This window comes from Pseudoalteromonas sp. XMcav2-N (assembly GCF_024124545.1).
Taxonomy (GTDB): Bacteria; Pseudomonadota; Gammaproteobacteria; order Enterobacterales; family Alteromonadaceae; genus Pseudoalteromonas.
In genome coordinates this window covers 1-25,244 of record NZ_JAMXSF010000025.1, presented here as the reverse complement: position 1 = coordinate 25,244, position 25,244 = coordinate 1, and the positions used below count along the sequence as shown (strand labels likewise).

Annotated in this window: 25 protein-coding genes; 5 read left to right on the top strand and 20 right to left on the bottom strand. The window is 47.3% G+C overall.

Annotated elements, in window-relative coordinates:
* Nucleotides 1-46: 46 nt before the first annotated feature.
* A complete protein-coding gene (locus NH568_RS22450; protein ID WP_253110499.1) occupies nt 47-721 on the top strand; it encodes a phosphoribosyltransferase family protein in 675 nt (224 codons plus the stop codon).
* Here NH568_RS22450 and NH568_RS22445 read toward each other — a convergent pair.
* Nucleotides 718-3,252: a M14 metallopeptidase family protein gene (locus NH568_RS22445; protein ID WP_253110496.1), complete on the bottom strand. Its 2,535-nt coding sequence runs from the start codon at nt 3,250-3,252 to the stop codon at nt 718-720. The genes NH568_RS22450 and NH568_RS22445 overlap by 4 nt on opposite strands.
* A gap of 155 nt (nt 3,253-3,407) precedes the next feature.
* Here NH568_RS22445 and nfuA point away from each other — a divergent pair, with 155 nt between their 5' ends.
* Together nfuA and NH568_RS22435 are read left to right on the top strand one after the other, a co-directional pair.
* Complete coding sequence (gene nfuA, locus NH568_RS22440) at nt 3,408-3,983, top strand: Fe-S biogenesis protein NfuA (RefSeq protein WP_046007063.1); 576 nt, start codon at nt 3,408-3,410, stop codon at nt 3,981-3,983.
* Nucleotides 3,984-3,989: 6 nt separating this feature from the next.
* On the top strand, nt 3,990-4,262 hold the full coding sequence (locus NH568_RS22435) for a hypothetical protein (RefSeq protein WP_253110494.1): 273 nt from the start codon (nt 3,990-3,992) through the stop codon (nt 4,260-4,262).
* Between the two features lie 23 nt (nt 4,263-4,285).
* On the opposite strand, the gene dinF is transcribed toward NH568_RS22435, so the two are convergent.
* A complete protein-coding gene (dinF, locus tag NH568_RS22430; protein WP_290444424.1) occupies nt 4,286-5,617 on the bottom strand; it encodes an MATE family efflux transporter DinF in 1,332 nt (443 codons plus the stop codon).
* On the opposite strand from dinF, the gene NH568_RS22425 reads away from it, so the two are divergent.
* A complete protein-coding gene (locus NH568_RS22425) occupies nt 5,594-6,640 on the top strand; it encodes a polysaccharide deacetylase family protein (protein WP_253110491.1) in 1,047 nt (348 codons plus the stop codon). The genes dinF and NH568_RS22425 overlap by 24 nt on opposite strands.
* Here the strand turns inward: NH568_RS22425 and NH568_RS22420 are convergent.
* The 13 genes from NH568_RS22420 to NH568_RS22360 form a co-directional block, all read right to left on the bottom strand.
* Nucleotides 6,618-7,649 carry a chemotaxis response regulator protein-glutamate methylesterase gene (locus tag NH568_RS22420; RefSeq protein ID WP_253110488.1) on the bottom strand — a complete coding sequence of 344 codons (1,032 nt, stop codon included), beginning with the start codon at nt 7,647-7,649 and terminating at the stop codon, nt 6,618-6,620. The two genes, NH568_RS22425 and NH568_RS22420, sit on opposite strands and share 23 nt — an antisense overlap.
* 9 nt (nt 7,650-7,658) lie before the next feature.
* Nucleotides 7,659-8,273, bottom strand: coding sequence for a chemoreceptor glutamine deamidase CheD (cheD, locus tag NH568_RS22415; protein ID WP_253110485.1), 615 nt, complete (start codon nt 8,271-8,273; stop codon nt 7,659-7,661).
* Nucleotides 8,270-9,091 carry a protein-glutamate O-methyltransferase CheR gene (locus NH568_RS22410; RefSeq protein WP_138543029.1) on the bottom strand — a complete coding sequence of 274 codons (822 nt, stop codon included), beginning with the start codon at nt 9,089-9,091 and terminating at the stop codon, nt 8,270-8,272. The genes cheD and NH568_RS22410 overlap by 4 nt, the downstream gene beginning before the upstream one ends.
* Nucleotides 9,092-9,253: 162 nt before the next feature.
* Entirely contained in the window at nt 9,254-11,938 is a 2,685-nt protein-coding gene (locus NH568_RS22405; protein ID WP_253110482.1) for a methyl-accepting chemotaxis protein, read from the bottom strand.
* Nucleotide 11,939: 1 nt separating this feature from the next.
* Nucleotides 11,940-12,455, bottom strand: a complete 516-nt coding sequence (locus NH568_RS22400; RefSeq protein ID WP_253110480.1) for a chemotaxis protein CheW — start codon at nt 12,453-12,455, stop codon at nt 11,940-11,942.
* On the bottom strand, nt 12,452-14,560 hold the full coding sequence (locus NH568_RS22395; RefSeq protein WP_253110477.1) for a chemotaxis protein CheA: 2,109 nt from the start codon (nt 14,558-14,560) through the stop codon (nt 12,452-12,454). The genes NH568_RS22400 and NH568_RS22395 overlap by 4 nt, the downstream gene beginning before the upstream one ends.
* A gap of 18 nt (nt 14,561-14,578) precedes the next feature.
* A complete protein-coding gene (locus tag NH568_RS22390; protein ID WP_046007072.1) occupies nt 14,579-14,941 on the bottom strand; it encodes a response regulator in 363 nt (120 codons plus the stop codon).
* Nucleotides 14,942-14,950: 9 nt separating this feature from the next.
* Nucleotides 14,951-15,223 (bottom strand): STAS domain-containing protein, encoded by a 273-nt coding sequence (locus NH568_RS22385; RefSeq protein ID WP_054017518.1) that lies wholly within the window; start codon nt 15,221-15,223, stop codon nt 14,951-14,953.
* Between the two features lie 121 nt (nt 15,224-15,344).
* Nucleotides 15,345-15,950 carry an SCO family protein gene (locus NH568_RS22380; protein ID WP_253110474.1) on the bottom strand — a complete coding sequence of 202 codons (606 nt, stop codon included), beginning with the start codon at nt 15,948-15,950 and terminating at the stop codon, nt 15,345-15,347.
* Entirely contained in the window at nt 15,947-16,852 is a 906-nt protein-coding gene (cyoE, locus tag NH568_RS22375) for a heme o synthase (RefSeq protein WP_253110472.1), read from the bottom strand. Before cyoE ends, NH568_RS22380 begins: the two co-directional genes overlap by 4 nt.
* A gap of 3 nt (nt 16,853-16,855) precedes the next feature.
* A complete protein-coding gene (locus NH568_RS22370) occupies nt 16,856-17,848 on the bottom strand; it encodes a COX15/CtaA family protein (protein WP_253110469.1) in 993 nt (330 codons plus the stop codon).
* Nucleotides 17,845-18,342 carry a transmembrane cytochrome oxidase associated protein gene (locus tag NH568_RS22365; protein ID WP_253110467.1) on the bottom strand — a complete coding sequence of 166 codons (498 nt, stop codon included), beginning with the start codon at nt 18,340-18,342 and terminating at the stop codon, nt 17,845-17,847. Before NH568_RS22365 ends, NH568_RS22370 begins: the two co-directional genes overlap by 4 nt.
* Nucleotides 18,335-19,066, bottom strand: coding sequence for an SURF1 family protein (locus NH568_RS22360; protein ID WP_290444423.1), 732 nt, complete (start codon nt 19,064-19,066; stop codon nt 18,335-18,337). The genes NH568_RS22365 and NH568_RS22360 overlap by 8 nt, the downstream gene beginning before the upstream one ends.
* Before the next feature lie 5 nt (nt 19,067-19,071).
* On the opposite strand from NH568_RS22360, the gene NH568_RS22355 reads away from it, so the two are divergent.
* Entirely contained in the window at nt 19,072-19,380 is a 309-nt protein-coding gene (locus tag NH568_RS22355) for a DUF2909 domain-containing protein (RefSeq protein ID WP_349288033.1), read from the top strand.
* Here NH568_RS22355 and NH568_RS22350 read toward each other — a convergent pair.
* The 5 genes from NH568_RS22350 to lexA all read right to left on the bottom strand — a co-directional run bounded on the left by NH568_RS22350 (nt 19,280) and on the right by lexA (nt 24,401).
* Entirely contained in the window at nt 19,280-20,143 is an 864-nt protein-coding gene (locus NH568_RS22350) for a cytochrome c oxidase subunit 3 (RefSeq protein ID WP_253110463.1), read from the bottom strand. The genes NH568_RS22355 and NH568_RS22350 overlap by 101 nt on opposite strands.
* Complete coding sequence (locus tag NH568_RS22345) at nt 20,136-20,765, bottom strand: cytochrome c oxidase assembly protein (RefSeq protein WP_253110461.1); 630 nt, start codon at nt 20,763-20,765, stop codon at nt 20,136-20,138. Before NH568_RS22345 ends, NH568_RS22350 begins: the two co-directional genes overlap by 8 nt.
* Nucleotides 20,762-22,354: a cytochrome c oxidase subunit I gene (gene ctaD, locus NH568_RS22340; RefSeq protein ID WP_253110458.1), complete on the bottom strand. Its 1,593-nt coding sequence runs from the start codon at nt 22,352-22,354 to the stop codon at nt 20,762-20,764. The genes NH568_RS22345 and ctaD overlap by 4 nt, the downstream gene beginning before the upstream one ends.
* A complete protein-coding gene (coxB, locus tag NH568_RS22335; protein WP_253110609.1) occupies nt 22,351-23,463 on the bottom strand; it encodes a cytochrome c oxidase subunit II in 1,113 nt (370 codons plus the stop codon). Before coxB ends, ctaD begins: the two co-directional genes overlap by 4 nt.
* A gap of 329 nt (nt 23,464-23,792) precedes the next feature.
* Entirely contained in the window at nt 23,793-24,401 is a 609-nt protein-coding gene (gene lexA / locus NH568_RS22330; RefSeq protein ID WP_054017508.1) for a transcriptional repressor LexA, read from the bottom strand.
* Nucleotides 24,402-25,244: the final 843 nt, after the last annotated feature.

Genomic DNA, 25,244 nt, shown 5'->3' with positions numbered 1-25,244 from the left:
CTCAACCAAACTTGTCGCTATGATAGCGATTCAAGGATGGAAAGCAATGTCATTATCCCGTGCAATCACACAAGCTCTGTTCCCCTGCCAGTGCGCTTGTTGCCGCTGCCCAACAGACACCACAGGCCTGTGTGTGTCATGTCTCGAGGCCCTGCCTCTTTTCTCTCCCGCAGAGGGAAACCTGCTATTACGCCCTGATATACAAGCTCAGTTCAGTTTGCCCTACTGTGATGGACTGATCGCCTGTGGTTGGTATCGTGGTGCACTAAAACGTTGGTTATGTGAGTTAAAACTGCATCAGAGGAACCATGCAGCCAGCGTGCTGCGTCAGGTTATCACACATCAGTGGCAGTGCTACTGTGAGGAGCAACTGATTGATGCGGATGCAGCCATTATTATCCCTTTGCCCAGGCACCGCCTTATCAATCGCGGCTTTAATCAGGTAATGCAGACCTGGGGCCGTGTACTTGAACCCCAGTTATCGATTCTGCCTGTTTTATCAAAGCGCATGACCCGAGCCCAGCAATCGTTAAATCGCAGGGCTCGATTGCAAAACCAGCGCCAGGCTTTTACCTTATCGGGAACTCTGATTGGCAGACGTATTTTGTTGGTTGACGATGTGCTCACCACAGGAGCAACCCTAAATGCAGCCGCCCAGCTCTGTCAACGCGCAGGCGCTGAACAGATCTGGGCATGTGCTACGTGCCTGACACCAGCCTAATGAACCGCGTGTGCGAAAAAGAGTGCATTATTAAACAGTCGGCTGCTACCGTACCAGAAACCGCGAAAAACAGGGTTGTCCGTCATCGCTATTACCACTCCATTTCCATAGGTGTCAGCGACCAGAGCGGCCGATTTTGCGATTTGTGAGACATTGCGATCGTCGGCATAACCCGCAAGTAGCGGATGTTGTTGATACATTGCGACATCAAGGAACGGGGCTTCATTGGGCTCAATCACCCAGCTGCTATTTTTGAATACAGGTAAGGTGCTGTTCTCAAAACCGAATGCCAGCGGATGAGAAAGATCTAAGTGAGTCTCAAAAATGGCGCCTGCAATACGCTGTTGTGCAGCCAGCTGTTCTTTGTCTTCAAAACGCAGCCCCTTCGTATTGAATGCCTCGCGCATTTCTTTACTGCCGATGACCTTGGCATTGAGCAACTGGTGTTCTATCAGCCACTGCGCACCGCGCTTATGACCCCAGATCACACCGCCTTTATGGACCCAGCTGATAATGGCAGCTTGCGCTTTTTTACTCAGCCCTGAATAGCGGCCATCGGCCAGTACAATGTGGCTATAACGACTCAGATCAACCCGTTCAAGACGATGCAGCTCAATAATGCTTGGCGCAATCCCTATATGTCTGTCGAGGTGGTACCAGACTTCGCCCACTTCATACTGGCTGGTACCCTGACCACCCACCAATAATACTTCAGGCTTGCGCAGCGGCATCATACGACGAGAACCTAAGTCGATACCCTGAGGCGTCAGACCTGAGTTGATGGTTGTAAGTGGAATAGCGAGCTCCCTCGCCTGCTTTGTCAGCAAGTGCTGCCAGTCATCCTGGTTTTGCAGCCCCGCAGGGATCACAATCGTGCCGGCATCAAAATGTTGTTCTCCGTTTGCCAATCTGGCAGTGAATGACTGCAATGCAACACGCGCTTCCAACCCTTGTGTCAATAACTGGTTGAGTAACTTAGGTGCCAGATAATGCTGCCATGAAAAAGCATAAGCGTACGCTTTACCAGGCAACGGCTCTGGCTCGCTCAAGGCGGCCGGCTGCCACTGAGTGTCACTGACAGTCAGGCCCCAACTACTGGTGACCTGCGCAAAGTCCAGATCGTAGGCATGTGGCAAAGTCCACCCCGATACATCGTAAAATGTATTGTCTTTAAAATGCGTTTGCTCACTGAATATGGCCAGGATGAGACGAACCTGAGGCTGCGCCAATGGGATGTAAAGATCCCCAGCCTTAAACTGATGTGCTTTAATTTTCAACGGCTTTTCCAGTCGATGCGTCTTCACCTGATGCTGGCTCAGTAGCGCAACAAACTGCTCTAACCGATATGGATCTTTACCAGCCGACACCACATACCCCTGAAAGTCTTGTTGTTTTGCTTCTTTGAGCGCACTTGAATAAAAGTGCTGCTGGTAATCAAGTAGTGCCTGACGGTTAGCAACCGCTCCCTGAATTGTTGAAAATGAGGTAATAAGCTGGTTCTTGATCGTCTGTGGAAAGGTCAGCAAGCCATTAAGGGTCTCCTGTGCATGACCACGACTGCTGGCTTGCTCAAACAGAATACCCACCGATCCATTGATATCCGGGTAGGTTGACCCTTTGCCATAGTAAAAATCGTCAAAACTCTCCTGAGTAAAATACAGTTGACCGGTCTGGTCCAGTGCATCTGCATGAAACTGACCAATGGCCGCAGTTAAACTTTGGTTGCGCTCGGGTGTCAGTGGATGCGTGCGCGATGGGATCCCAGGCTGGAAAAAGTAGCTTGAGTTAGGACCCATTTCGTGGAAATCAGCTAAAACATTAGGCTTCCACTCATGAAATGCTGCGATCCGTGCCTGTGATTCTGGATGTTGCAGTAACAGCCAGTCCCGATTTAAATCAAACCAATAGTGATTGGTTCTGCCAGAGGGCCAGCCTTCAACATGCTCTCTGTGTTGCGGGTCGCTTGATAATACCTGACCGCGATGACTGTTAGCCCAGTTAGCAAACCGCGCTAACCCGTCCGGGTTCAGTGACGGGTCTAGCAATATCACGGTATCGCGCAACAAAGCATCTATTTTCTCCCCCTGAGCAGCCGCCAGATAGTAAGCCACCAGCATGGCCGTGTTACTGCCCGACGGTTCATTGCCGTGAACACTATAACCGAGCCAGACAATGGCCGGCGCCTCTTTACGGGGCAGTGATTGTTCAAGCGCGCTCAGGTGTGCATTTTTTACCGCCTCTATGTCTTTAAGCCGATTTTCATTAGCAATAGTCAGCAATACCAATGGCCGATGTTCATGGCTGTGACCTATGGTCTTTATTGACACCCGCGGGCTAGCCTCTGCCAACTTGCTTAAGTAGTGTACCAATTGCTCCGGACGCACATGCCACTCTCCAACTTCATATCCCAGCACCTCATGTGGTTTTGGAATGAGTGGGTCAAATTGTTGTGTGTCATCAAAATAATAACTCAGTGGCTTAGCGCTGAGTTGCAAACTCAACACATACAGCACGATTAACAGGCGATACATAGTTACTCCATCTACTCCGGCAATTTTTAACCAGCCAGTACGCTAGCAATGAGGCTCGAGTTGCTGCAAATTTTTACGCCCAACACTAGCTACAACAAGATGAGGGGAGTATCATAGGGATTAACCGAGTAATTTAGTCAAGTATAGCGTAGATTATGATCACAATTTCAGAGACAGCTCAGTCACACTTTGCCAAGCTATTGGCCGATCAAGCCGATGGTACAAACATCCGCGTATTCGTCGTAAACCCAGGTACAGCCCAGGCTGAATGTGGCGTTTCATATTGTCCAGCCGATGCCGTTGAAGACAGCGATATCCGCTTACCATTCAATGGATTTGATGCCGTTGTCGACGCAGAAAGTGCACCCTTCCTTGAAGAAGCAGAGATCGACTTTGTCACTGATAAAATGGGCAGCCAACTGACCCTTAAAGCGCCTAACGCGAAAGCGAAAAAGCTCAGCAACAATGCGTCACTGGAAGAACGTGTCGAGCATATGCTGGTGACTGAAGTAAACCCTCAATTGGCCAATCACGGTGGCCAGGTCAGCCTGGTTGAAATCACGGCCGAGGGCATTGCCGTATTACAATTTGGCGGCGGCTGTAACGGCTGCTCTATGATCGATGTCACACTCAAAGAAGGCATCGAAAAAGAAATGATCGCTAAGTTCGAGGAAATCACCGGCGTCCGTGACATCACCGAACACTCACGGGGCGATCACTCCTACTACTAAATCCGTATGCGGCATTTAATATATCGCTTAGGGTCGCACCCTAAGCGTAGCCTGCGATTCTTCCTCTCTGGGCTTGCCTTATTTGCCCTGAGTTTGGTGTTGATTGTCTTAGGCTATTTTTATCAGCCCTGGCTGCAACTACCCGGAGTGATGATTCTGGTACCCGCACTGGGTGTTGCCGGTTATGGTTATCTGGGGATTTTCGCCAACCGTTTTTCTCAGGTGCTATCTGCACGCGAATCAGCCAAAGCAGCTGCTAAAAAAGCCTTTGAAGAGTAGCTAACAATGTCTCACTCGCTTCCCTACTCCAGCAACTGCTGTCTGGCACTCAACTGACGGTACTTCAGTATCAGGGTTATCCCCCTCAATCCCATAAAACAGCTCATGGCAAACCATAAGCCATGATTCCCCCAATGCTGGACAAGCCAGAACGGCACAAAGAATCCGATCACAGCAGACAATAACATACTGTTGCGCATTTCTTTTGCGCGGGTCAGGCCAACAAAAACACCGTCAAACAAAAAACAGCTTGTTGCAATTAAAGGAAGCACTATCAACCAGGGCAAATATATTTGCGCAGTATCGATAACAGCAGGAATATCCGTCAATAAACCAATCACAAACGGACCAAAAAGGGTAAATACCGCAGTATATAACAACGCAAAGCAAGCTGCCCAGATGCAACTGATGCGAATCCAACGCCTTAACATAGTCAGATCCCGGGCACCCTTTGCCTGCCCGACTTTCGCTTCGACAGCATAGGCTATGCCATCCATTGCGAAGCTCACCAACATCAGAAAGTTCAGCAACACCGCATTGGCAGCCAGGATGTCTTCACCCAGCCTCGCACCATAAAAGGTCATAAAGCTAAAACACAGCTGCAGCATGAGTGAGCGAATGAAAATATCACGATTCAGGTGCAGCAGGCGCTGTACTTCTTCTCGGTTAGGAACTTTGACCTGCCACAGCCAACCAGCATCGTTCAGTACCTTGCGAAGCAAACAGCAAGACAGTACCAGCGCCGAATAATCTGCAATCACTGATGCCCAGGCGGCACCTGCAACGGCAAAATCCAACACCACCACAAACAGTACATCCAGCACTATATTGACGATATTAGTAAACAACACCACATAGAAAGGGCCACGTCCGTATTGCATCCCCAACATAAACCCAAGCAAAACCAGATTTAGCATAGCCGCCGGCGCACTATAAATTCGAATGGAGAAGTAAACCTCAGCTTGCTCAAGCACCTGAGACGTTGCTCCGGACAACACCGCTATGAGCTCAAGCAACCAGGGCGTACACACTATCAGCAACAAAGCAAATACCAAAGCAAAGCTCATACTGGCCGAAAGTGACTGCAACGCCCGACCTGAGTCTTGCTGACCATGTGCCTGGGCAATCTCCCCCGTAGTACTCATACGCAGAAAACTGGCCAGCCAAAACAGCAAAGCGATACTGCCAGAACCCAGTGCTATCCCGGCAAGATAATATGCGTCACTCAAATGACCGATGACAGCAGTATCAACTAACCCTAACAGGGGCACCGAGATATTTGATAAAATCATCGGAGCAGCAATAGCAAGCAACTGAAAATGGTGGGAAGTATGCGCTCGATTAAGTGGTTTCATGTATTAGTTCTTATACTCGTTTTATTCAATACCCGAACAGGCCTGGCCGCGGTCATTCTACAATATCATCATGTCAGTGAAAAACTGCCGGCAGTGACCAGCGTCAGTGAAGCAACTTTTCGCCAGCACCTGAATTTTCTTAAGTCGGAGCAGTTCTCAGTTATTGCGTTAGATGAACTTATTCAGCAGCTACAAGCAGGGAAAACCCTGCCGCCTAAAACAGTCGCCATCACCTTTGATGATGGCTACCTGAACAATATGGAAGCCGCAGCACCTGTACTTGAACAGTTTGGCTACCCTTATACAATTTTTGTTAATCCTAAGCTTATCGATGAAAAGAAAGGCTACGTTATGAGCTGGGAGCAGCTACGAAAACTGTCAAAACGCGGCGCATTAATCGCCAACCACAGTGCACAACATGACTATTTACACCTCAAAAAGGCAGGAGAAAGTCAGGCACAATGGCGTAGCCGGATCCGTCAGGATTTGGTCTGGTCACAGGCCAGGATCAAAGAAGAAATAGGTCATGACCTTCCTTATATCGCTTATCCCTACGGCGAATTCGATCGTCCTTTACAGGAGCTGGTCGCGGAACTTGGCCTGGTCGGGATTGGGCAACATTCTGGTGCCGCAGGGCCAGACTCAGACTTTACCCGGCTGCCACGATTTCCTGCATCCGGCATTTATGCCAATCTAAACACTTTGAAAACCAAACTGTACTCGCTGGCATTTCCACTTGCAAAAGCTGACTATCAGGACTCGGTCACAGTTAATCGGACCCCATCAATCACACTGACTTTTAAAGAGATGGATTTCTACCAAAACCAGTTTGCTTGTTTTGTTTCAGGTTTAGGCAAAGCAGAGTTAACTTGGCAGGGAGAAAAGACAGTGACCATTACAACCTCCAAGCCTTTACCGAATGGCCGTTCGCGATACAATTGTACAGCACCGTCTAAACGCTTTAGCGGACAGTTCTATTGGTACTCGCAGCCGTGGGTTATTACTGATGCTTCACAGCATTAAGCAACTCCATTGTCACTTTAGACAAGGGAACCACTTTCTCAGCCGCCTGAATTTCAACGGCGGCTCGGGGCATGCCCCATACAACCGATGTGGCTTCATCCTGTGCCAGCGTTTTTGCCCCGGCCTCTCTCAGGCGCAATAAAGCTGCTGCACCGTCACTGCCCATACCGGTTAACAGACCTGCACTCACTTGCTTGGCCCACGGCAACAAAGAATCAAACAACACATCAACAGATGGCCGATGCCGATTAACTTTCTCACTCTGACAAAGTTGGCATTGTAAGCGTCCACTTTTTTGAACGATTTTCAGGTGCATATCTCCTGGCGCAATAAACACATGACCAGGCATAAGGACATCACCGTCCTCAGCTTCTTTCACATGCACATCACAACAACGGTCCATGCGCAATGCAAACGAAGTACTAAACACAGGTGGAATATGCTGTGCTATCACAATGGGAGGGCAATGTTTGGGTAAACGTACCAAAACCTCACGCAGCGCTTCGGTACCACCGGTAGATGCCCCCAATGCCAAAACGGCGCTGCTTTTAAACTGCGCATGCTGAGACACCGGCATTTGACTGGCATCTTTTTCTGCACGAAACGCGTAGAGATTGGCCTGGCGAGCAATTCTTATTTTCTGATGTAGCTTTTCTGCATAGGCATTGAGTTTCTCAGCGACATTGGAGGTTGGCTTAGCAATAAAATCGATTGCACCCAGTTCGAGCGCCTCAAGTGTCGCGGGAGAGCCCTGTTGCGTTAAGGTCGATAGCATAATCACAGGCATGGGGCGCAATCGCATAAGATTTTTAAGAAAGCTCAACCCGTTCATTTTCGGCATTTCTATATCGAGCGTTAATACATCAGGATTCAGCTGCTTAATCATGTCTCGTGCCTGATAAGGGTCCTCTGCAGCACCAACCACCTTAATATCATCGGCAGCCTCCAGAACCGCCGTTAATATCGCTCTGAGTGATGGGGAGTCGTCAACTATCAATACCTTAATCATGCCTTCCCTCTAAAACAGCTCAATATCAGTTTGTTTGCCTTGCTCTTCAATATCATGCAGATACTTGACCTCGCGTTTTTCAATGGTGTCGTTATGCATCTGACGTAGCTTTTTAACCTGAGCTTTACCGGTTTGGGGGTGGAATACCACCTTACGCGGCCATGGGCCGCCAACATCGTGGGAAATCAGAGTGAGCTGCTCTTCCTCAACATAGGCTTCCGCAAACCGGATATTGCCAATGCCTATATCAGTCATCGAGCTGATGATCTTGCCTCCCCCAAACAGTTTTATTTTCAGGTTTTCTCGCCTCGCACCATTTTTAATCACTTCGTTAATCAGATATTCCATCGCCCAGTTACCATAGCGACAGTTGAGGTCATCGGCATGAATTGAGGAGGTGCCCTTTACACCAGGTAACATAAAGTGGTTCATCCCACCAACACCTTGTTTTTCATCATAAATGCATGCAGCAATACAAGAGCCCAGGACAGTCGAAATCAGTTCGTCACTTTTAGACACATAAAACTCCCCTGGTAGCACTTTTGCCACCACAGCCCCCCTGCCAGAATCCCAGAATCGTTTTACATGCTCAAAGCCGTGCAATACTGGCTGAAACTGATTCATATCTGTGCTGCCTTTTGATACATAGTTTTCCCCAGGTTTTTAAACTCCAGATGCTCCTTGCCCATTGTCTCGGAATGGCCAATAAACAAATAGCCTTGCTCCGCCAGCAATTGGTAGAAGTTTTCAAACAATCTGTCCTTTGTTGCCTTGTCAAAATAAATCAGCACATTGCGACAAAAAATCACATCGAAGGGCCCTTTCATAGGCCAGGGCTCAAGTAAATTAAGGCGTTTAAAGTACACACTTGCCCGCAACTTATCTTTTACTCTGTACTGGCTTCCATCTGGGCTGCACATAAACCACTTTTTTAGGTGCTCATCGGTCAGGCCGGTCACAGAAGCACTGTTGTAGATACCTTCTTGCCCTTTGTGCAAGACGTTGGAGTCCAGATCAGTTGCCAGTACCTTGACATCCCAGTCAGCTGGAAACGCATTACTGATTGTCATAGCAATACTGTATGCCTCCTCTCCGGTAGAACACCCAGCTGACCATATCCTGATGCGCCTGTCTGTTTTATGCCTCTCCTTTAGCTGAGGGATCACTTGTTGATGCAAAAAATCAAAATGGTGCGACTCCCGAAAAAAAGAGGTCAGGTTAGTCGTAATGGCATTTATAAAGTGGCTAAACTCAGCATCCGTATCTTCATTTAGAAATTCAAGGTAGGCAGAAAAAGAACTTAATCCGTTCGCTCTCACCCTGCGCGCAAGGCGTGAGTACACCATATCGCGTTTATGGGGCCCAAGCACAATGCCACATGTTTCATAAACGCGTCGAGAGATACTGCTGAAGTCCTCGTCGGTCATCAAAAATTCTTTCATATCTCTGCTCACTCATACGCGGTGAAGTCTCAACTCCCGTGACATGCTATGCCATATGCTATCTCTGTATATTACCCCGGGTGACAAAGACCTGTTTCCAAGGCGGAGCTGCACCCGTTAAAGCATCGCAGCTCCGTAAAAATTGTAACGAACTCTGGGCGATTAAAACTCTTCCCACTCCTCAGAGTCGTCTGCAAAGCGGTTGGCAGCTGGCTCCAGCGGTTGTCGCGTTGTACGATTTTGAGGAGCAGATAAGCCAATCGGCGCGCGCGCCTGGCCATTGGTCGTTTGAGTTTGCTCGGGTATTGCTTGACGGGGAACAGGCGCTTCACCCACTTTGAAAAAGTTCAACATATTACGCATATCATTGGCCTGCTCAGCCATAGATTCACCAGCAGCAGACGCTTGCTCAACCAGGGCCGCGTTTTGCTGTGTCATTTCATCCATTTGCGTAACCGCTTTGTTAACCTGTTCAATCCCTGAGCTCTGCTCTACCGACGCATCAGCGATATCGGAAATCATATTCGTCACTCGTCTGACTGACGCAACTATCTCTTTGAGCGTCTCACCCGACTCGTTCACTAACAGCGTACCATCTTCAACCTTGCTAACACTGTCTCGGATCAAATCTTTGATTTCTTTTGCCGCACCCGCCGAACGTTGAGCCAAGTTACGTACTTCACCAGCGACAACAGCGAAGCCACGTCCCTGCTCACCGGCACGCGCCGCCTCAACCGCCGCGTTTAGTGCCAGCAGATTTGTCTGAAAGGCAATTTCGTCTATCACACTGATGATATCCGCAATCTTTTTGCTCGCATCATTGATAGCGGACATGCTTTCAACCGCTCGATTAACCACTTCACCACCGCGTGTTGCCTTTTCACTGGTTTCTTCGGCCAGTTCATTTGCCACTTTAGCATTGTCGGCATTCTGACGAACTGTGCTCGTCATCTGCTCCATGCTTGAAGCTGTTTCTTCAAGGGAAGAAGCCTGTTCTTCTGTGCGCTGGCTTAAGTCAGCATTACCTTGTGATATTTCCTCTGCGCCACTGGCTACTAACCCAGCAGAGGCACTGATCCGCTCTAACACATTGGTTAGCTTGTCGGCCGTACTGTTCGCGTCTTGCTTCAATTTATCAAACGCGCCCTGATACTCTGCTTCAATTCGCTGCGTCAGATCTCCCCGAGCAAGGGCATCAAGCATATTGCCAGTATCGGCTACCGCACAATCGACGCTTTCCAATAAGCCATTCAGGCCCTGTGTCAAGCGTAAATAGAAGCCCCGCTTGTCACCCTCCTCCAATCTGGCGGACAGATTACCTGCCCGTGCCGACTCAACAACGGTATTCACTTCCTGTTCAATGGCGACTTCAGCGGTTCTGTCTTCCCACTCTACGACGGTACCCGCACGTTCACCTGTGTCTGTAACGATCGGATTGGCAACCAATCCAAAAGTCCGCCCCCCCACTTTAATCTCTGTTTTGTAGGGTTTAGACAAGGTTTCCAGTAGGCGTCTCTGATGCGCAGGATTGCGATGGAATACGTCAATATTTTGTCCGATTAACTGACTACTGTCGAAATTAGGTAAATCCTTGCGCAGATCTGGCTCTGCGTTTCTCATCATCTCAAGTACAGCCTGATTCATATAAACTATCGTGTTATCTGAATCAGCTATCATGGTATTGGTTTGCACATTGTCGAGTGCCCGCCGCACCCGCAGGTTTTCATTGGCAGCCTGACGCGCTTTTTTCTCTATGCTCAGTCGCTCTGTTTTATCTTCCCACTCCACCACAGTACCAATACGAATTCCTTTTTGATCAAACACTGGCGTAGCAATCAAGCCGAAGTTAAAGCCTGCTACCACAATATCGGTGTTGTACACTTCAGATAGTTTATTCAGTAAACCGCGTTGATGTTGTGGGTTGGCATGAAATACATCAATGTTGGTTCCTATCAGGGTATCTGCATCAAAGTTAGGTAGTGCCGTGCGAAGTTGCTCTTGATTGTTTCTGAGCATCGCCAGCACAGACTCGTTGACATAAACAATATTGAGATGCTCATCTGCGAGCATCACATTGGCCTGACACACATCCAGTGCACGCGAAATACGTGCATTTTTCTCTGCTAAGTTTCTATGCTTTTCTTCCGCTGCCAGCCACTCAGTTTGGTCTTTCCATTCCACCAGCGTCGCGATTCGCTGCCCGTCATCAAATACTGGTGTTGCAATCAAGTCGAAAGTCAGCCCGGCAACCTTGATCTGGGTTTGATAGGTTTCTCGCAAATTGGCCAGAATATTGCGTTGATGACTCGGGTTTTTATGGAACGAGTCAATGTTGGTGCCAATCAGGCTTGCAACGTTAAACCCAGGCAGGTCAGCTTGTAATTGACGTTCGTTCGCACTTAACATGGCTTTGACTGAATCGTTCAAATACACAATATTCAGGTCTTTGTCCGCAACCATAATGTTGGCCTGACACCCCTTTAAAGCCAGCAACAGGCCCTGTGTATGGTCAGAGTATTGTTGCGCTTCATGATCTACATTTAGAGCTTGAAATAATTCTGGAAAATCAGTGAGGTCCATTGCATGCAAAGCACTCTGGTCATCCATGGACACATGGGGCAAAACACGATACACACAGCCAAGTTGAGCGCCTAACGCTGCTAACCCCATTCTTAGATAACCCAGTGCAATCACAACGCCGAATACAGGCAGGGCTATCGAAAGCATCTTCATTTGCTCAGAACCTGTGCCCCCGAGTTGGAGCCCAAGTATGATACTGACAATCAGGATCGCCCCTGCAATTAAGATTTTATTATTTAAACTACTTTGAATACTCTGACTACTCATCTCAGCCCCCGTTGCTCTTGACACTGCTCTTGTCGTGTAAATCGAGCACTTTCTTCAGATTTAATAACACCACCATTTTTTCCCCAACATTGACTAACCCGTGAACAAACTGCGCGTTATCAGAATCCTGAAAGTCAGGTACATCTTTCGCTTTTTCTTCGGAGATACTGTAAACATCGGACACGGCATCAACGACTATCCCCATTAACTTGGTCTGCTCTTTTAGTTTTACCGACACCACTATAACGACCGTTAACGGACCATAGTCGATATGTGTTATCCCAAAACGCTGCCGCAAATCGATGATAGGTACTATGGTGCCACGTAAGTTCATAGCCCCCTTCACGTAAGGTGGTGAATTGGGGATCACAGTGACAGGCTCCCAGCCCCGAATTTCCTGGACCGCTAAAATATCAATGCCGTATTCTTCTTGATCCATCATGAATGTCAGAAACTGTTTTTCATCACCCTCAGTATCCAGTACCAATTGTTGATTTAACTTTGTATGTTCTGTCATGCCGTGACCGCCTCATCCGCCTTCAGATCAACAAGCAATTCCGAAGAGCCCGGCCGTCTTAGGCCGCTCAGTTTGATTAGTCCACTAATATCTATGATCAATGACACCGTTCCATCACCCAAAATGGTTGCGCCTGATATACCATCAACACGTTGGTAGTTGGCCTCTAAACTTTTTATGACGACCTGCTGTTGCGCAAGCAAATCATCCACCAATATCCCAACCTTATAATTGTCGTTCTCAACAACCACCAGCAAGGTTTTATCGAGCTCCTCTCTCGCCCCTCTGTGATTGAAAATATCGTACAAACGCAGTATCGGGATATATTCGTCACGCAAACGCAGTACCTGCAACCCTTTGCCAACGTTACTCACTTTGGCAATATCAATTTGTAGCGACTCAACTATAGAGATCAGGGGGATAATATAAGTATGGTCAGCAACCTGTACGAGCTGACCGTCCAAAATTGCTAAGGTGAGAGGCAGACGAATTGTAAACGTTGAACCAACACCAGCCTCTGAACTCACCTCAACAGAGCCATTCAATGCCTGAATGTTTTTACGCACCACATCCATTCCGACACCGCGCCCGGAGATTTCACTAACGTTGTCCGCTGTGGAAAATCCAGGCATGAATATCAGCTCGTTAATTTCGTCAACTGTGAGCTCATCCATCTCCTGGATCAGCCCGTTTTGAATGGCTTTATTACGAATTTTCTCTGTATCCAGGCCTTTACCATCGTCGAGTATTTCGATAACAATATTACCGCCCTGGTGAAATGCGTTTAGTGTGACGGTTCCAACGGGGTCTTTGCCTTGCGCGATACGTTGCTCTGGGGTCTCTAGCCCGTGATCCAGAGAATTACGCACCAAATGGACCATAGGATCTGAAAGCTTTTCCATCACTGTTTTATCCAGCTCAGTTTGCTCCCCGATCAGCTTAAGCTCCACTTGCTTATTCAATTTTTGTGAGATATCTCGCACCAGCCTTGGAAAACGGCTAAAAACAAAGCTTATCGGCAGCATACGAATGCGCATCACATTTTCCTGAAGGTCACGCGTATTATGCGCCAACTGTGCCAGACCTTCCTGTAATGCGGCAATACTGGACTCCGTTATTTCCTGCTCGCCGATCTGGCTTAGCATCGCCTGTGTGATGACCAGCTCACCCACCATATTAATCAGTGAATCGACTTTATCGATACCCACTCGAATGGAAGTCGTGCTGGGATCCGCATTTTTTCGGGCATCTTTAACTGGTGGTGGCTCTTTCTTTGTTTCCTGAACAGGCTTTGTAAGGGCTGGACTATCGCCCTGCGGTTCTGGCTCAATTGGAGTGAGTGGCGTATCATTTTCAGACTCAGCGCTGGTGAGCTCTTCGAACAAACCACCGCATTGTACAATGGTGATTTCGGCGTCATCTTCAACCCATTCGAATATTTCCCGGATGGCGCGTTCCCCGCGTGTTGTCGTCAGGAAAAACCGCCAGTATAAATAACAATCTTCGGGGTTTAGTTGTTTAAATTTAGGCAGTTCATCATGTAATGCTTGCGTTTCTAACTCACCAAGTTCAGCTAATTCTGCAATCATAAACAAGGGTTCATTACCCGTTTTGAACAAATAGGGCAATGGCCTGAAGTCGATCTGAAAGGTGATAGGGAGACTCGAACTTTCTTCGGTTTCGCTGACTTCTTCAGTCTGACTGCCTGTGGCATTGTCGCCATTGAGGATGGCTTCAAAACGCAACTTTAGCTCATTCGCTTCCTCTTGTTCAGGCTCCTGCTGTGCTTGTAACGCCGTCAACATAGCACGCAAGCAGTCTACGGCCTTGAGCAGCAAGTTTACGTGCTCTGCAGTGAGCTGGCGTTCTCCATTGCGAATTTGATCAAGCAGCGTCTCAAGTACATGAGTGAAATCAGAGACAGCCGTAAAGCCAAAGGTACCGCTGCCTCCCTTTATCGAATGTGCAGCCCGAAATATGGTGTTGATGGTTTCCTGATCTTCTTTTCCTGGCTCGAGGTTTAGTAGCTCGGACTCCATCGCATCAAGCCCTTCAAAGCTTTCTTCAAAAAAAACGTCGAAAAACTGACTTAAGTCGATACTCATGGCAGCACCTCGTAAGGGTTAACGAATTACTTTTTTCAGTACAGCCAGTAATTGTTCCGGATTAAATGGTTTCACAATCCATCCTGTCGCACCTGCGGCTTTACCTTCACTTTTTTTGTCTAATCCAGACTCCGTGGTCAGCATCAGAAGTGGCGTGAATTTATAGTCCGGCAGATTACGCAGCTCTCGTATTAATGTAATACCATCCATCACAGGCATATTCACATCTGAGATCACAGCATCAAACCCTTGTTGCTTAGCCAGATTGAGTGCTTCACTGCCATCCTTAGCTTCTACCACATCAAAGCCTGCTTTTTTCAATGTAAAGCCAACCATCTGACGCATCGAAGCAGAATCATCCACAGCTAAAATCTTTTTCATAATGACCTCTTAATTCGTACTACTGATAGATAAAAGTTCGGTTAACCCTAGTTTCTCAACAGATAAAGACAATGCGGCACTTTCGCCTACCCACATGATCTGCTGCTCAATATCCAATAAATACTTTTGCAGCGCACACAACAGTTGAATTGAAGCCGTGTCCGCATGCTGTATTTCACTAATGTCTAAAGAAATGGCATGACCAGCTTCGAGCTCAAGCAACAACTGTTGATGCAACTCTTCAACCTGGTTTATCACAAGCTCTGAGGGGAGTTTAATCATGTGCCTTGCACATTCCTTGCAAATCTTATTGATATGAATAGATTAGACCGTGACCGTGAAATTGCCATATTTATAACAGAAAAGAAATAATTAATTATTAAATTCAGTGACTTTACTCAGCTCACTGGTACTTGGACACGATTACTTTAAAATCGTCCACGAGCTGTTCGGCATTGATAACGGGCACTTCTCCGGCCTTGAAATCTGGTTTAAATATTGCTTCTAACTGTGCCTTTGGATTAACCAATGCAATGGATGCACTATGGTCAACATAATACTCGGGTTCATCACTGTTATTAATGGCATAGATCAAACCAATGTCTCGAACAAATGGAAATAAGACGTTATGCGGTGCAGACGCTGCGACAAACCTAGGGTTGAAATAGTCTATATACTGTTTGCGCTTTTCCTGAGTATCACGTTGTGGATCAACAGCAACGAACCAAACATTGACGGCCTGGACAGACTCTAGCGATGCGGCAATATTCGTAAGCTTAGCCAAGGTCATAGGGCATATATCGGGGCAGTGTGTGTAGCCGAGAAACAGCAAGCTCCATTGTCCAGTTAGCTGTTCAGTCGTCACCTGTTGGCCATGTTGATCTTCCAGAACGAACGGCTTTAGTGTCCGTGGGTGCTCGTAATGTACGGCAAATTCAGATACTTTCGGTGCTGGCTGACACCCACTTAACATTGCCAGCACCACAAAAAGAAGAAAAATGGTTTTCATACCAGTGCTCTGTCTACGAATAATGAGACAAAGAGTAACAGCAAATACCAGATAGAAAAACGAAAAACCCCCATCGCCTGTTGCGCAGTATGATCAATGTACAGGCGCACAACTAAAAATGTAAAAACCCCATTGAGGATGCAAGCCGAAACCAGATACACAAGCCCTACCATACCAATCAAATATGGCAACACACATACCAGGGATAACAACACCGTATAGACGACCATACATAGCTTGGTAAACTGTATCCCATGTGTGACGGGTAGCATGGGGATCCCTGCTCTTGCATAATCCGCTTTGCGAGCGATCGCCAGTGCCCAAAAATGAGGCGGCGTCCAGGCAAAAATAATCATAACCAACAACCAGGGCTCTGCTGCCAAAGTACCTGTCTCGCTAACCCAACCGAGCAATGGCGGTAACGCGCCTGCAAGCCCACCAATCACAATGTTTTGCGGTGTCATATGCTTGAGAAATACAGTATACACAACGGCATAGCCAAGCAACGCCAGCAAAGTCAGTACCGCACACAGCCAATTGCTAAACCACAACAGACCTATGGTTCCTGTCGTTGCCAGGCAGGCAGCAAAGAGTAGCGCTTTAGATACAGAGAGTTGCTGCATGGCAAGAGGGCGATGGCGCGTCCTTGCCATTTTACTGTCTCTATTGCGGTCAACGACATGATTGATGGCTGCTGCCGACGCAGAGATCAGGCCAATTGATATTAAGCTCATTAATTGCTGGCCATAACTACGCCCTAAGTCAGGTGCAAGTGCAAGACCCACCCAGGCTGTCAGCACCAGCATCAAAACCACCTTGGCTTTGGTAATCGCCAGATAAGGCTTCATACCGGAAAAGAAATCAGGAAAAACAGAGCCGAGTTGTTGTACGCTCATCGTCATACCTTACCCCCTGGATTGATAAAACAGTAGATAACACACCCGAACCAGTGACAGTAATAAGAGTGCAGCCATCACGTTGTGGAACAACGTTAGCAACAGGGGGAACTGCCAATGCACAATTGCCCCCCCTAAAAGAACTTGGCACAGCACCAAAATAGCCGGGAGCAAAATAACAGGCTTTACACGTAAATCTGGAATACGCACATAAAGTCTCCAGCAAAGAAACAAAATAGCGACCAGCGTTACCATGGCCCAAATCCGATGAACCAGATGGATAGAAAGACGAGTTTCAAAGGGTAAGACACCAAACTCATAGCTGGCGGCAGAATGTGGTAGCTGAAACAAGCTACTCAATGAGAACAGCTCACCATTTTCGCACAATGGCAGTCCTCGGCAGTGCGGTGCAGCATAATTTGCTGCCAGCCATCCTCCCAGTGCAATTTGTATTATCAAAACTACGAGTACACTCAGTGCTATCACTCTCAGGCCTGATAAGTGCGCAATAGTGACGGCAGGCGGCTTACTGGCTTTAAGCCACAGCAGGGTCAGCAGGCTGAGTATGGTAAACCCACCCAGCAAATGGCCCATTACTATCAATGGCTGCAAGTTCATCGTTACTGTCCACATACCCAGCAGCGCCTGAAACACGATTAATACAACAAGCAAAGTAGACAAGCCTTTAATCCCTTTACTATAGCTGGGATGACGCAGTGCTAAAATGAAAATCGCGGCAACGACTAACCCTAAACCACCGGCAAAATACCTGTGTACCATTTCAATCCAGGCCTTCTTCTGATGGACTTCGCTATCGGGAAACTTTTGTTGTGCTGATTTCAGTTCATGTGCTTCATTAGGCACCGTCAAAAAACCATAACAGCCTGGCCAGTCCGGACACCCCAGACCTGCATTACTTAGCCGGGTGTAGGCACCTAAGGATACAACCAGTGCTGCGAGCAACGCTGACATCATAACCAGCTTTTTAAATCCCTGCGTCATTGACTACCTCCAGAACTACTTCGTTCATAAGACAAGAGTTTTTTTAGATCTTTCAGCAGGCCTTTGAGCAATACTCTGTTTGCGGTTTGGTCCTGCTGTGGTAAATATTCCAGGACGACCAGACCACGCTTGTCGACCAGGTAGAACGCCCCCGGTGACAATACTGGCGCTTCCGATATTACGCTGGCCACTTCGCTCTGACCTTCGCCCAGCAACAAGAGACCAACTTGCTGACGATGCTTTCCCAAAGCAACAACAAGCTGGTCCATTAATTCTGACTGACCCAGACATGCCTGATTACAATCTCTTGGTTGATTCAATGCAATAAACCAAGCTTTGTGCGCTTGTTCTGGTACATTCAGTCTGATTTCCTGACCTAAAAACCGCCCCTGATTGGTCGTCGTGTCTGGTTGCCATCCTGACCTGAGTACGAGCCAGGCAGCAAGCAAAGGTATGATACAACACGCTAAAAATAATCCTGGAACCTTACTCATCATGCTTCCTTTTAAAGGCAAAATAGGGAATGATCATCGCCGCAACGGCCAGTAACAACCACTGCAATGCATAGGCCCGGTGTTTCTCCGGCCCCATCACCACCGCCTCATAATGAGGTTGAATTGCCGTAGTAACGGGGCGAGAAACATACGCGAGCATGGGCGAAATAGAGCGCTGCGTCTGAGAAACAAAAAATGTATGATCTAGATATTGGAGCAGTTGTGGCTGCGCTGCATTTAAATCGGGCTGAGTTGCCAGAGTAAATCCCGCCCACTTACCGATTTTGAACTCAACCTCGATTGTTTGTTGTAAAGCAGGTAGCTCAACTTCTGGTAATACCGTACGACTTTGTGTCGCAGGTACAAATCCCAGATTAACGACGAGCCAATCGTCGCGATATTCAGGGCGAAACAAAGCCACCACGTCATAGCCGGGTGATCCGTTGACAATCTGGTTGTCTAGCAGCCAGTAACGTGATTCGTCAAAGTATCCACGTATCCGAAACTGTTTTCCCTCGAGCGCCGCCTTGTTTTGCAGGTCAGCAATCGCATTAAACTCACGTGGTGCCTGGTCGCTATGTCGCTTCTCAATCAGGTATGATTTTTGGGCTGCTCTTTGCCATTGCCACACAGAGAGAGCGAGACATGTACATACCACAACACCCACTGCCAAAATTGTGCAATATGCGCTAACCTTTGATCTACTTATACTTATCTGCGTCATATGCCATGCTACTCAAGTTAATTATTATTGTTTTGCTATTCAGCATCATCTATAACCTGTTTCGAGCTTTGTTCATTATGCTCAAAGGGGATCAATCTGGTGAATCTATGTCTCGTATCCTCGGTAAAAGGGTGTTTTTTTCGGCAAGCGTGTTACTGCTTATTCTCATTGCGAAAGGATTGGGCTGGCTCAACTTCAATCCAGCCCCGAACGCTATAACACATACACAAACACAAACAAGCACAGCCAAACCACGTCCACAAAATGCCAGTACCACGCACCCGCCTGGAACGCAAAGTGATTATGTGCACTAAAATGGCCTTTCATCACCCTTAACCACACCACAGCTAAAATAATGGCACCGAGCGTGACATGCATGCCGTGAAAGCCTGTGAGCATAAAGAAGGTGTTGCCGTAAATCCCTGCATCTAGTGTTAATCCCAGATCCTGATAAGCATGTATGTACTCCTCTACCTGAAGTACAAGAAACCCAAAGCCCAAAAGAATGGTTAGCCCCAAAAATACTTTCACTTTGTTTCTTTGGTCCTGCTCCATTGCACTGTGCGCAAAATGCAAGGTAACAGAAGAGATCAGGAGGATAATGGTGTTTATAAGTGGTAACCCCTGCCAACCCATTGCCTGTGTCGTATCTCCACCAGGTGTACTCAGTAGCGGCCACATCGCCTCGAAGCTGGGCCACAGTATTTCGTGCGTCATAGCATTGTTACTTGCCCCACCAAGCCAGGGAACTGCAAACATTCGGGCATAAAATAAAGCACCAAAAAATGCAGCAAAAAACATCACTTCCGAAAAAATAAACCAGGCCATACCCTGACGGAAAGAGCGGTCCATTTGCGCCGAATATAAGCCTCCTTGTGACTCATGAATAACGTGTCGAAACCACCCGGCCAGCATAAACAACAGCAGGCCGATTCCCGCATACAAGATGAACTGACCACCGGGACTTTTCATTACTGTTAACCCACCTCCTACGGCTACACCAAACAGCGCAATTGCCCCCACTATGGGCCACGGGCTTTGCTCTGGTACATAGTATTTTTCGTAACCACTAGCCATGACTTATTCCTCGTATTTGTTGATACACTGCGGCCTGTATGCTCTGAGCATAGTCTTCACTTACCGTGCCATCTATGAGATTCATTGCTGGCTCTCCATGAGCGGCCGCTTTTCTGTCTGTGATGTCATAGAGCGTATATGCGAGTGTCAGCTCTGCAATGTCATTGGGCAGTTCAGTATCTACATAAAAGCGCAACGTAAATGACATTTTCTGGCGAGCTTGCATACTCTGCTGGTCAAAGCAAAAACAAGCGAGTTTATGCAGATACTTAGCTGCCATACCGGGCGAAACCGAGGGAATTGCCTGCATAACCCGAGCATCACTACTTAGATTTTCGGCTGTGAAGTTCACCTCGGTTAACGTGCCAGGTGTTACCGTTACCTGATAAGTCGCCGCTTTCACTTTGAAAGGTGCCTGCCCTTGAGTGTGGGTCGTGAAACTGACATCAACTCTTCTTGCCAAATCTTGCTCTTCGCTTGCTTCAGCTGCTGTCAGCTCTACTTTCCCATTCAAACCGGTTATATCGCAAAACACGTCGTAAAGCGGTACCAGTGCAAATGCAAATGCAAACATACCCAAAACCAACAGCACAAGTTTTCTAAGCAACGGGGTATGCATCACTTCACCTCAGGGGGGGTGCTGAAAGTGTGGTAAGGCGCAGGCGAGGCAACCTCCCACTCTAGCCCTTCTGCGCCATCCCATACTTTAGCAGGCGCACGCTGACCACCTGCGATACATTTAAAAACCACAGCCACGAACAGTAATTGTGACAAACCAAATGCAAACCCCCCGATACTGATCAAAGCATTAAAATCTGCAAACTGCAGAGCATAGTCGGGGATCCGCCTTGGCATCCCCGCCAATCCGACAAAATGCATAGGGAAAAAGAGGATATTTACACTGATAAGAGACAACCAAAAATGCCATTTGGCCAATGTCTCGCTATACATGTAACCTGTCCACTTGGGTAACCAATAATAAGCGGCAGCCATGATAGAGAAGACTGCGCCGGTCACCAGTACATAGTGGAAATGAGCGACCACAAAATAGGTATCGTGATACTGAAAATCAGCAGGGGTAATCGCCAGCATCAGCCCGGAGAAACCGCCAAGCGTAAACAACACGATAAATGCGATAGCAAATAACATGGGAACTTCAAAACTAATTGAGCCACGCCACATTGTGGCCACCCAATTGAAGACCTTTACACCCGTAGGCACAGAAATAAGCATGGTCGCGTACATAAAGAAGAGCTCACCCGCCAGCGGCATACCTGTGGTAAACATATGATGTGCCCACACGATAAACGACAAAAGCGCAATGGAAGATGTCGCATAGACCATAGATGCATAACCAAACAGTTTCTTTCTAGAGAATGTCGGTACTATTGTAGAAATCACCCCAAAAGCAGGCAAAATCATGATATATACCTCAGGGTGGCCGAAGAACCAGAAAATATGTTGAAACATGACCGGATCACCACCACCGGCAGCATCAAAAAAGCTTGTGCCAAAATACTTATCTGTCAGCACCATAGTCACCGCGCCAGCAAGTACAGGCATTACCGCAATCAATAGGAAAGCAGTAATCAGCCAAGTCCATACAAACAGTGGTAGCTTCATCCACGTCATACCCGGAGCACGCATGTTGACTATAGTCACAATAACGTTGATTGCCCCCATGATGGAACTAACACCCATAATATGAACAGCAAAGACAAATAATGCGGTGTTATCGTTACTATAAGTCGTGGAGAGTGGCGCATAGAATGTCCATCCGAACGCAGGGCCACCGCCTTCCATAAATAACGAAGCAAGTAAAATAAGAAACGCAAATGGCAAGATCCAAAAGCTCCAGTTATTCATGCGTGGTAGCGCCATATCGGGAGCGCCGATCATCATGGGCACCATCCAGTTTGCAAGGCCCGTAAAGGCAGGCATGACAGCACCAAATACCATGATCAAACCATGCACTGTAGTCATTTGATTAAAAAAGTGTGGATCAACAAGCTGCAAGCCTGGCTGGAACAATTCAGCCCGAATGACCATAGCCATACCGCCGCCGATCAGGAACATCAACAAGGAAAACAGTAAATACAAGGAGCCTATGTCTTTGTGGTTAGTCGTAAAAAGCCAACGCTTAATTCCGGTTGCCGGACCATGGTGGTCATGCTCTTGATCAAGAGCAGCCTGCTGTGTACTAGAAGTCATTTGGCTTCCTCCTGTTTACCGTCAAGGTAGGCTTGTATTTGACTAGGTTGGATGACTTCCCCGGTGTCATTCCCCCAGCTATTTCTTTTATAAGTGATAACTCCCGCGACTTCTTTTAACGATAGTTGCTTCGCAAACGCTTGCATTGCGGTGCCAGGACGCCCTTCCATAATAATTTCAATATGTGCCTGTAAATCCCCGGTTACCATAGCGCTCCCCTTTAATGCAGGAAACACACCTTGCAGACCAAGCCCTGTAGGTTGATGACACGCCGCACAATAGGCCATGTAAACACGTTCCCCTGTAGCCATAAGCTCTTCTTTACTAAGCGTTTGGTCAAGTAAGGCAGCCTCTTGCTCAGCAGCAAGTGCTCTTTGTGCTTTTTCATTGGCAAGCCATTCCTGAAACTCTGCTTCAGGCTTGGCTTCTACAACGACAGGCATGAACCCATGATCTTTACCGCACAACTCAGCACACTGACCACGATAGGTACCGGGCTCATTCACATTAGTCCAGGCCTCGTTAATAAACCCCGGGTTAGCGTCCTTTTTAACTGCAAAATCAGGTACCCACCAAGAGTGAATTACATCATCAGAGGTCAATAAAAAACGTACTTTCTTGCCTGTCGGAATGACCAGAGGTTTATCAACCTCAAGCAAATAATTTTCTGTTTTGCTCTGCATATTATCAATCTGCGCTCTCGGCGTAGACATAAGAGAATAGAAGTCCACATCATGGCCTAGGTACTCATAGTGCCACTTCCATTGTGAGCCGGTTACTTTAATGGTTAGATCGGCCTTATCGGTATCTTCCATCGCAATTAATGTTTTTGTTGCAGGCACCGCCATTGCAACCAAGATTAAAAACGGAATAGCTGTCCAGAGGATCTCGACTTTAGTGCTTTCGTGAAATTGTGCAGGTTCAGCACCTTTAGAGCGTCGATGATGGATCAGAGCCCAAAACATGACGGAGAAAACAATCAGCCCAATCACACAGCAGATCCAGAATATGGTCATATGTAATTGATATACCTGATTGCTAATGTCAGTAACACCGGTACGCATGTTGTAGTCACTTGCGAACGTGAAGGTACTGACAAGTAAACACATCGCAATTGTGATGAGTTTGGCTATTTTCATTAGACGTCTCCCTCAATTGCTTCAAGTGTGAGAAGCAACGGTTCTTATTATCGGATGACTGTCATTTCACTTGGGTTATCCCATGAGTACTACACGACCATTTAACAACTAGTCAAAATTTAACCGTTTAGCAAGTTTTTATCTGACGCTGATTTTGATTTCTATGGTAGGGAAATATTTGAAAAATAGCTGTTTGTTAGGATTCACTCATACGCAGCAGCACTTAGGATGGCTGAGTATAAGTGTTTACAAGACGTAAAATTCGCCCGACTTGCGTTGCGCCGGGCGATAGGAAATATTTAAATATCACTGCGAATCACGCCGACGGCCAGGCCTTCGACAGAGAAGTTCTGTTGCTCCAGATCCACTTCAATAGGAGAGAAATCTTCATTTTCAGCATGTAAGTATACTTTCTTACCTAGCTTCTCAAAACGCTTAACAGTTACATCTTCCTCAACCCGAGCAACGACAACCTGTCCGTTATTCACAACCTGAGTACGGTGCACTGCCAATAAATCTCCATCCATAATTCCAATGTTCTTCATACTCATACCATTGACTCTTAATAAGTAGTCTGCGGCAGGATGAAACATAGCAGGGTCGACTGAACAATGGCTTTCAATATGTTCTTGTGCAAGTATGGGCTCGCCTGCGGCAACTCGACCTATTAAAGGCAAACCCAGTTGCTCAGGCTCGTCCTCAACTAAACGAATGCCTCGACTTGCACCAGGTACCATTTCGATTACGCCTTTTTTGGCCAATGCTTTCAAGTGCTCTTCTGCAGCATTTGCACTGCGAAACCCAAGCGAATCCGCGATCTCTGCTCGAGTCGGCGGCATGCCAGTATCCTTAATGAAAACTTTTATAAGTTCAAAAACTTGCTCTTGTCGTTTTGTAAGTGGTCGCATATAACTGGTTTTCCATACAGTGCATTTACTGTGAGTATATACAGTTATCATTTTTTCGCAACGGTTAATCGTCTCTAACCTGAAAACGAAGTTTAGCCATAAATTTAAATCTGTTTGCTATTAGATACAATCCTGTTCTTCGTTCATTGTGCGCCGTCGATGATTCATCTGTCAGCCTGAACGAGCAAAGTTTGCAACAACAACTCCTCCGTCACCCCGCACGTGATGCGGGAGCTGTTTAAACCTTTCTCTCGGTGCTGATTACGTTTGTTCCGGTGTATTTGTCATACGTACGGTGAGGTCTGTTGGTAGATCCCGCATCACGTGCGGGATGACGGTAGTGTAGATCTGTTTGAATGGAGAAATACATGACACTTCGTCAGAAATCGCTCTATACATCATGAAAGCAAGGAGTATGTTTGAGCCGGCGTATTTACTACACGTAAAGTGTGGCTTTCCTGCAGCGGCTCCAGGTTTTCCCAGCTCTACCACACTTCCAACAACAACTCCGTCGTCATCCCGCACACGATGCGGGATCCATTTAAACCTGTTTTTCAGTGCTGAGTAAGTTTGTTTCGGTGTATTCGTCATACGTACGGCGTGGTCTGTTGGAAGATCCCGCATCAAGTGCGGGGTGAATTGCGACTGAAGCAACGCTTCGCAGTTCGAGGAAGTGAGCGCAAGGACCCACATGGATATGGGGAAGTAGAATAATGCAGGAGCAATTATCGAGATGCGCGAAGGGCGATGAGAAACCGAAGCAACGCTTCGCAGTTCGAAGAGGTGAGCGCAGGGATGCGCGATGGGACCAAGCTTCATGGATGAATAGACAACACAGCTCTA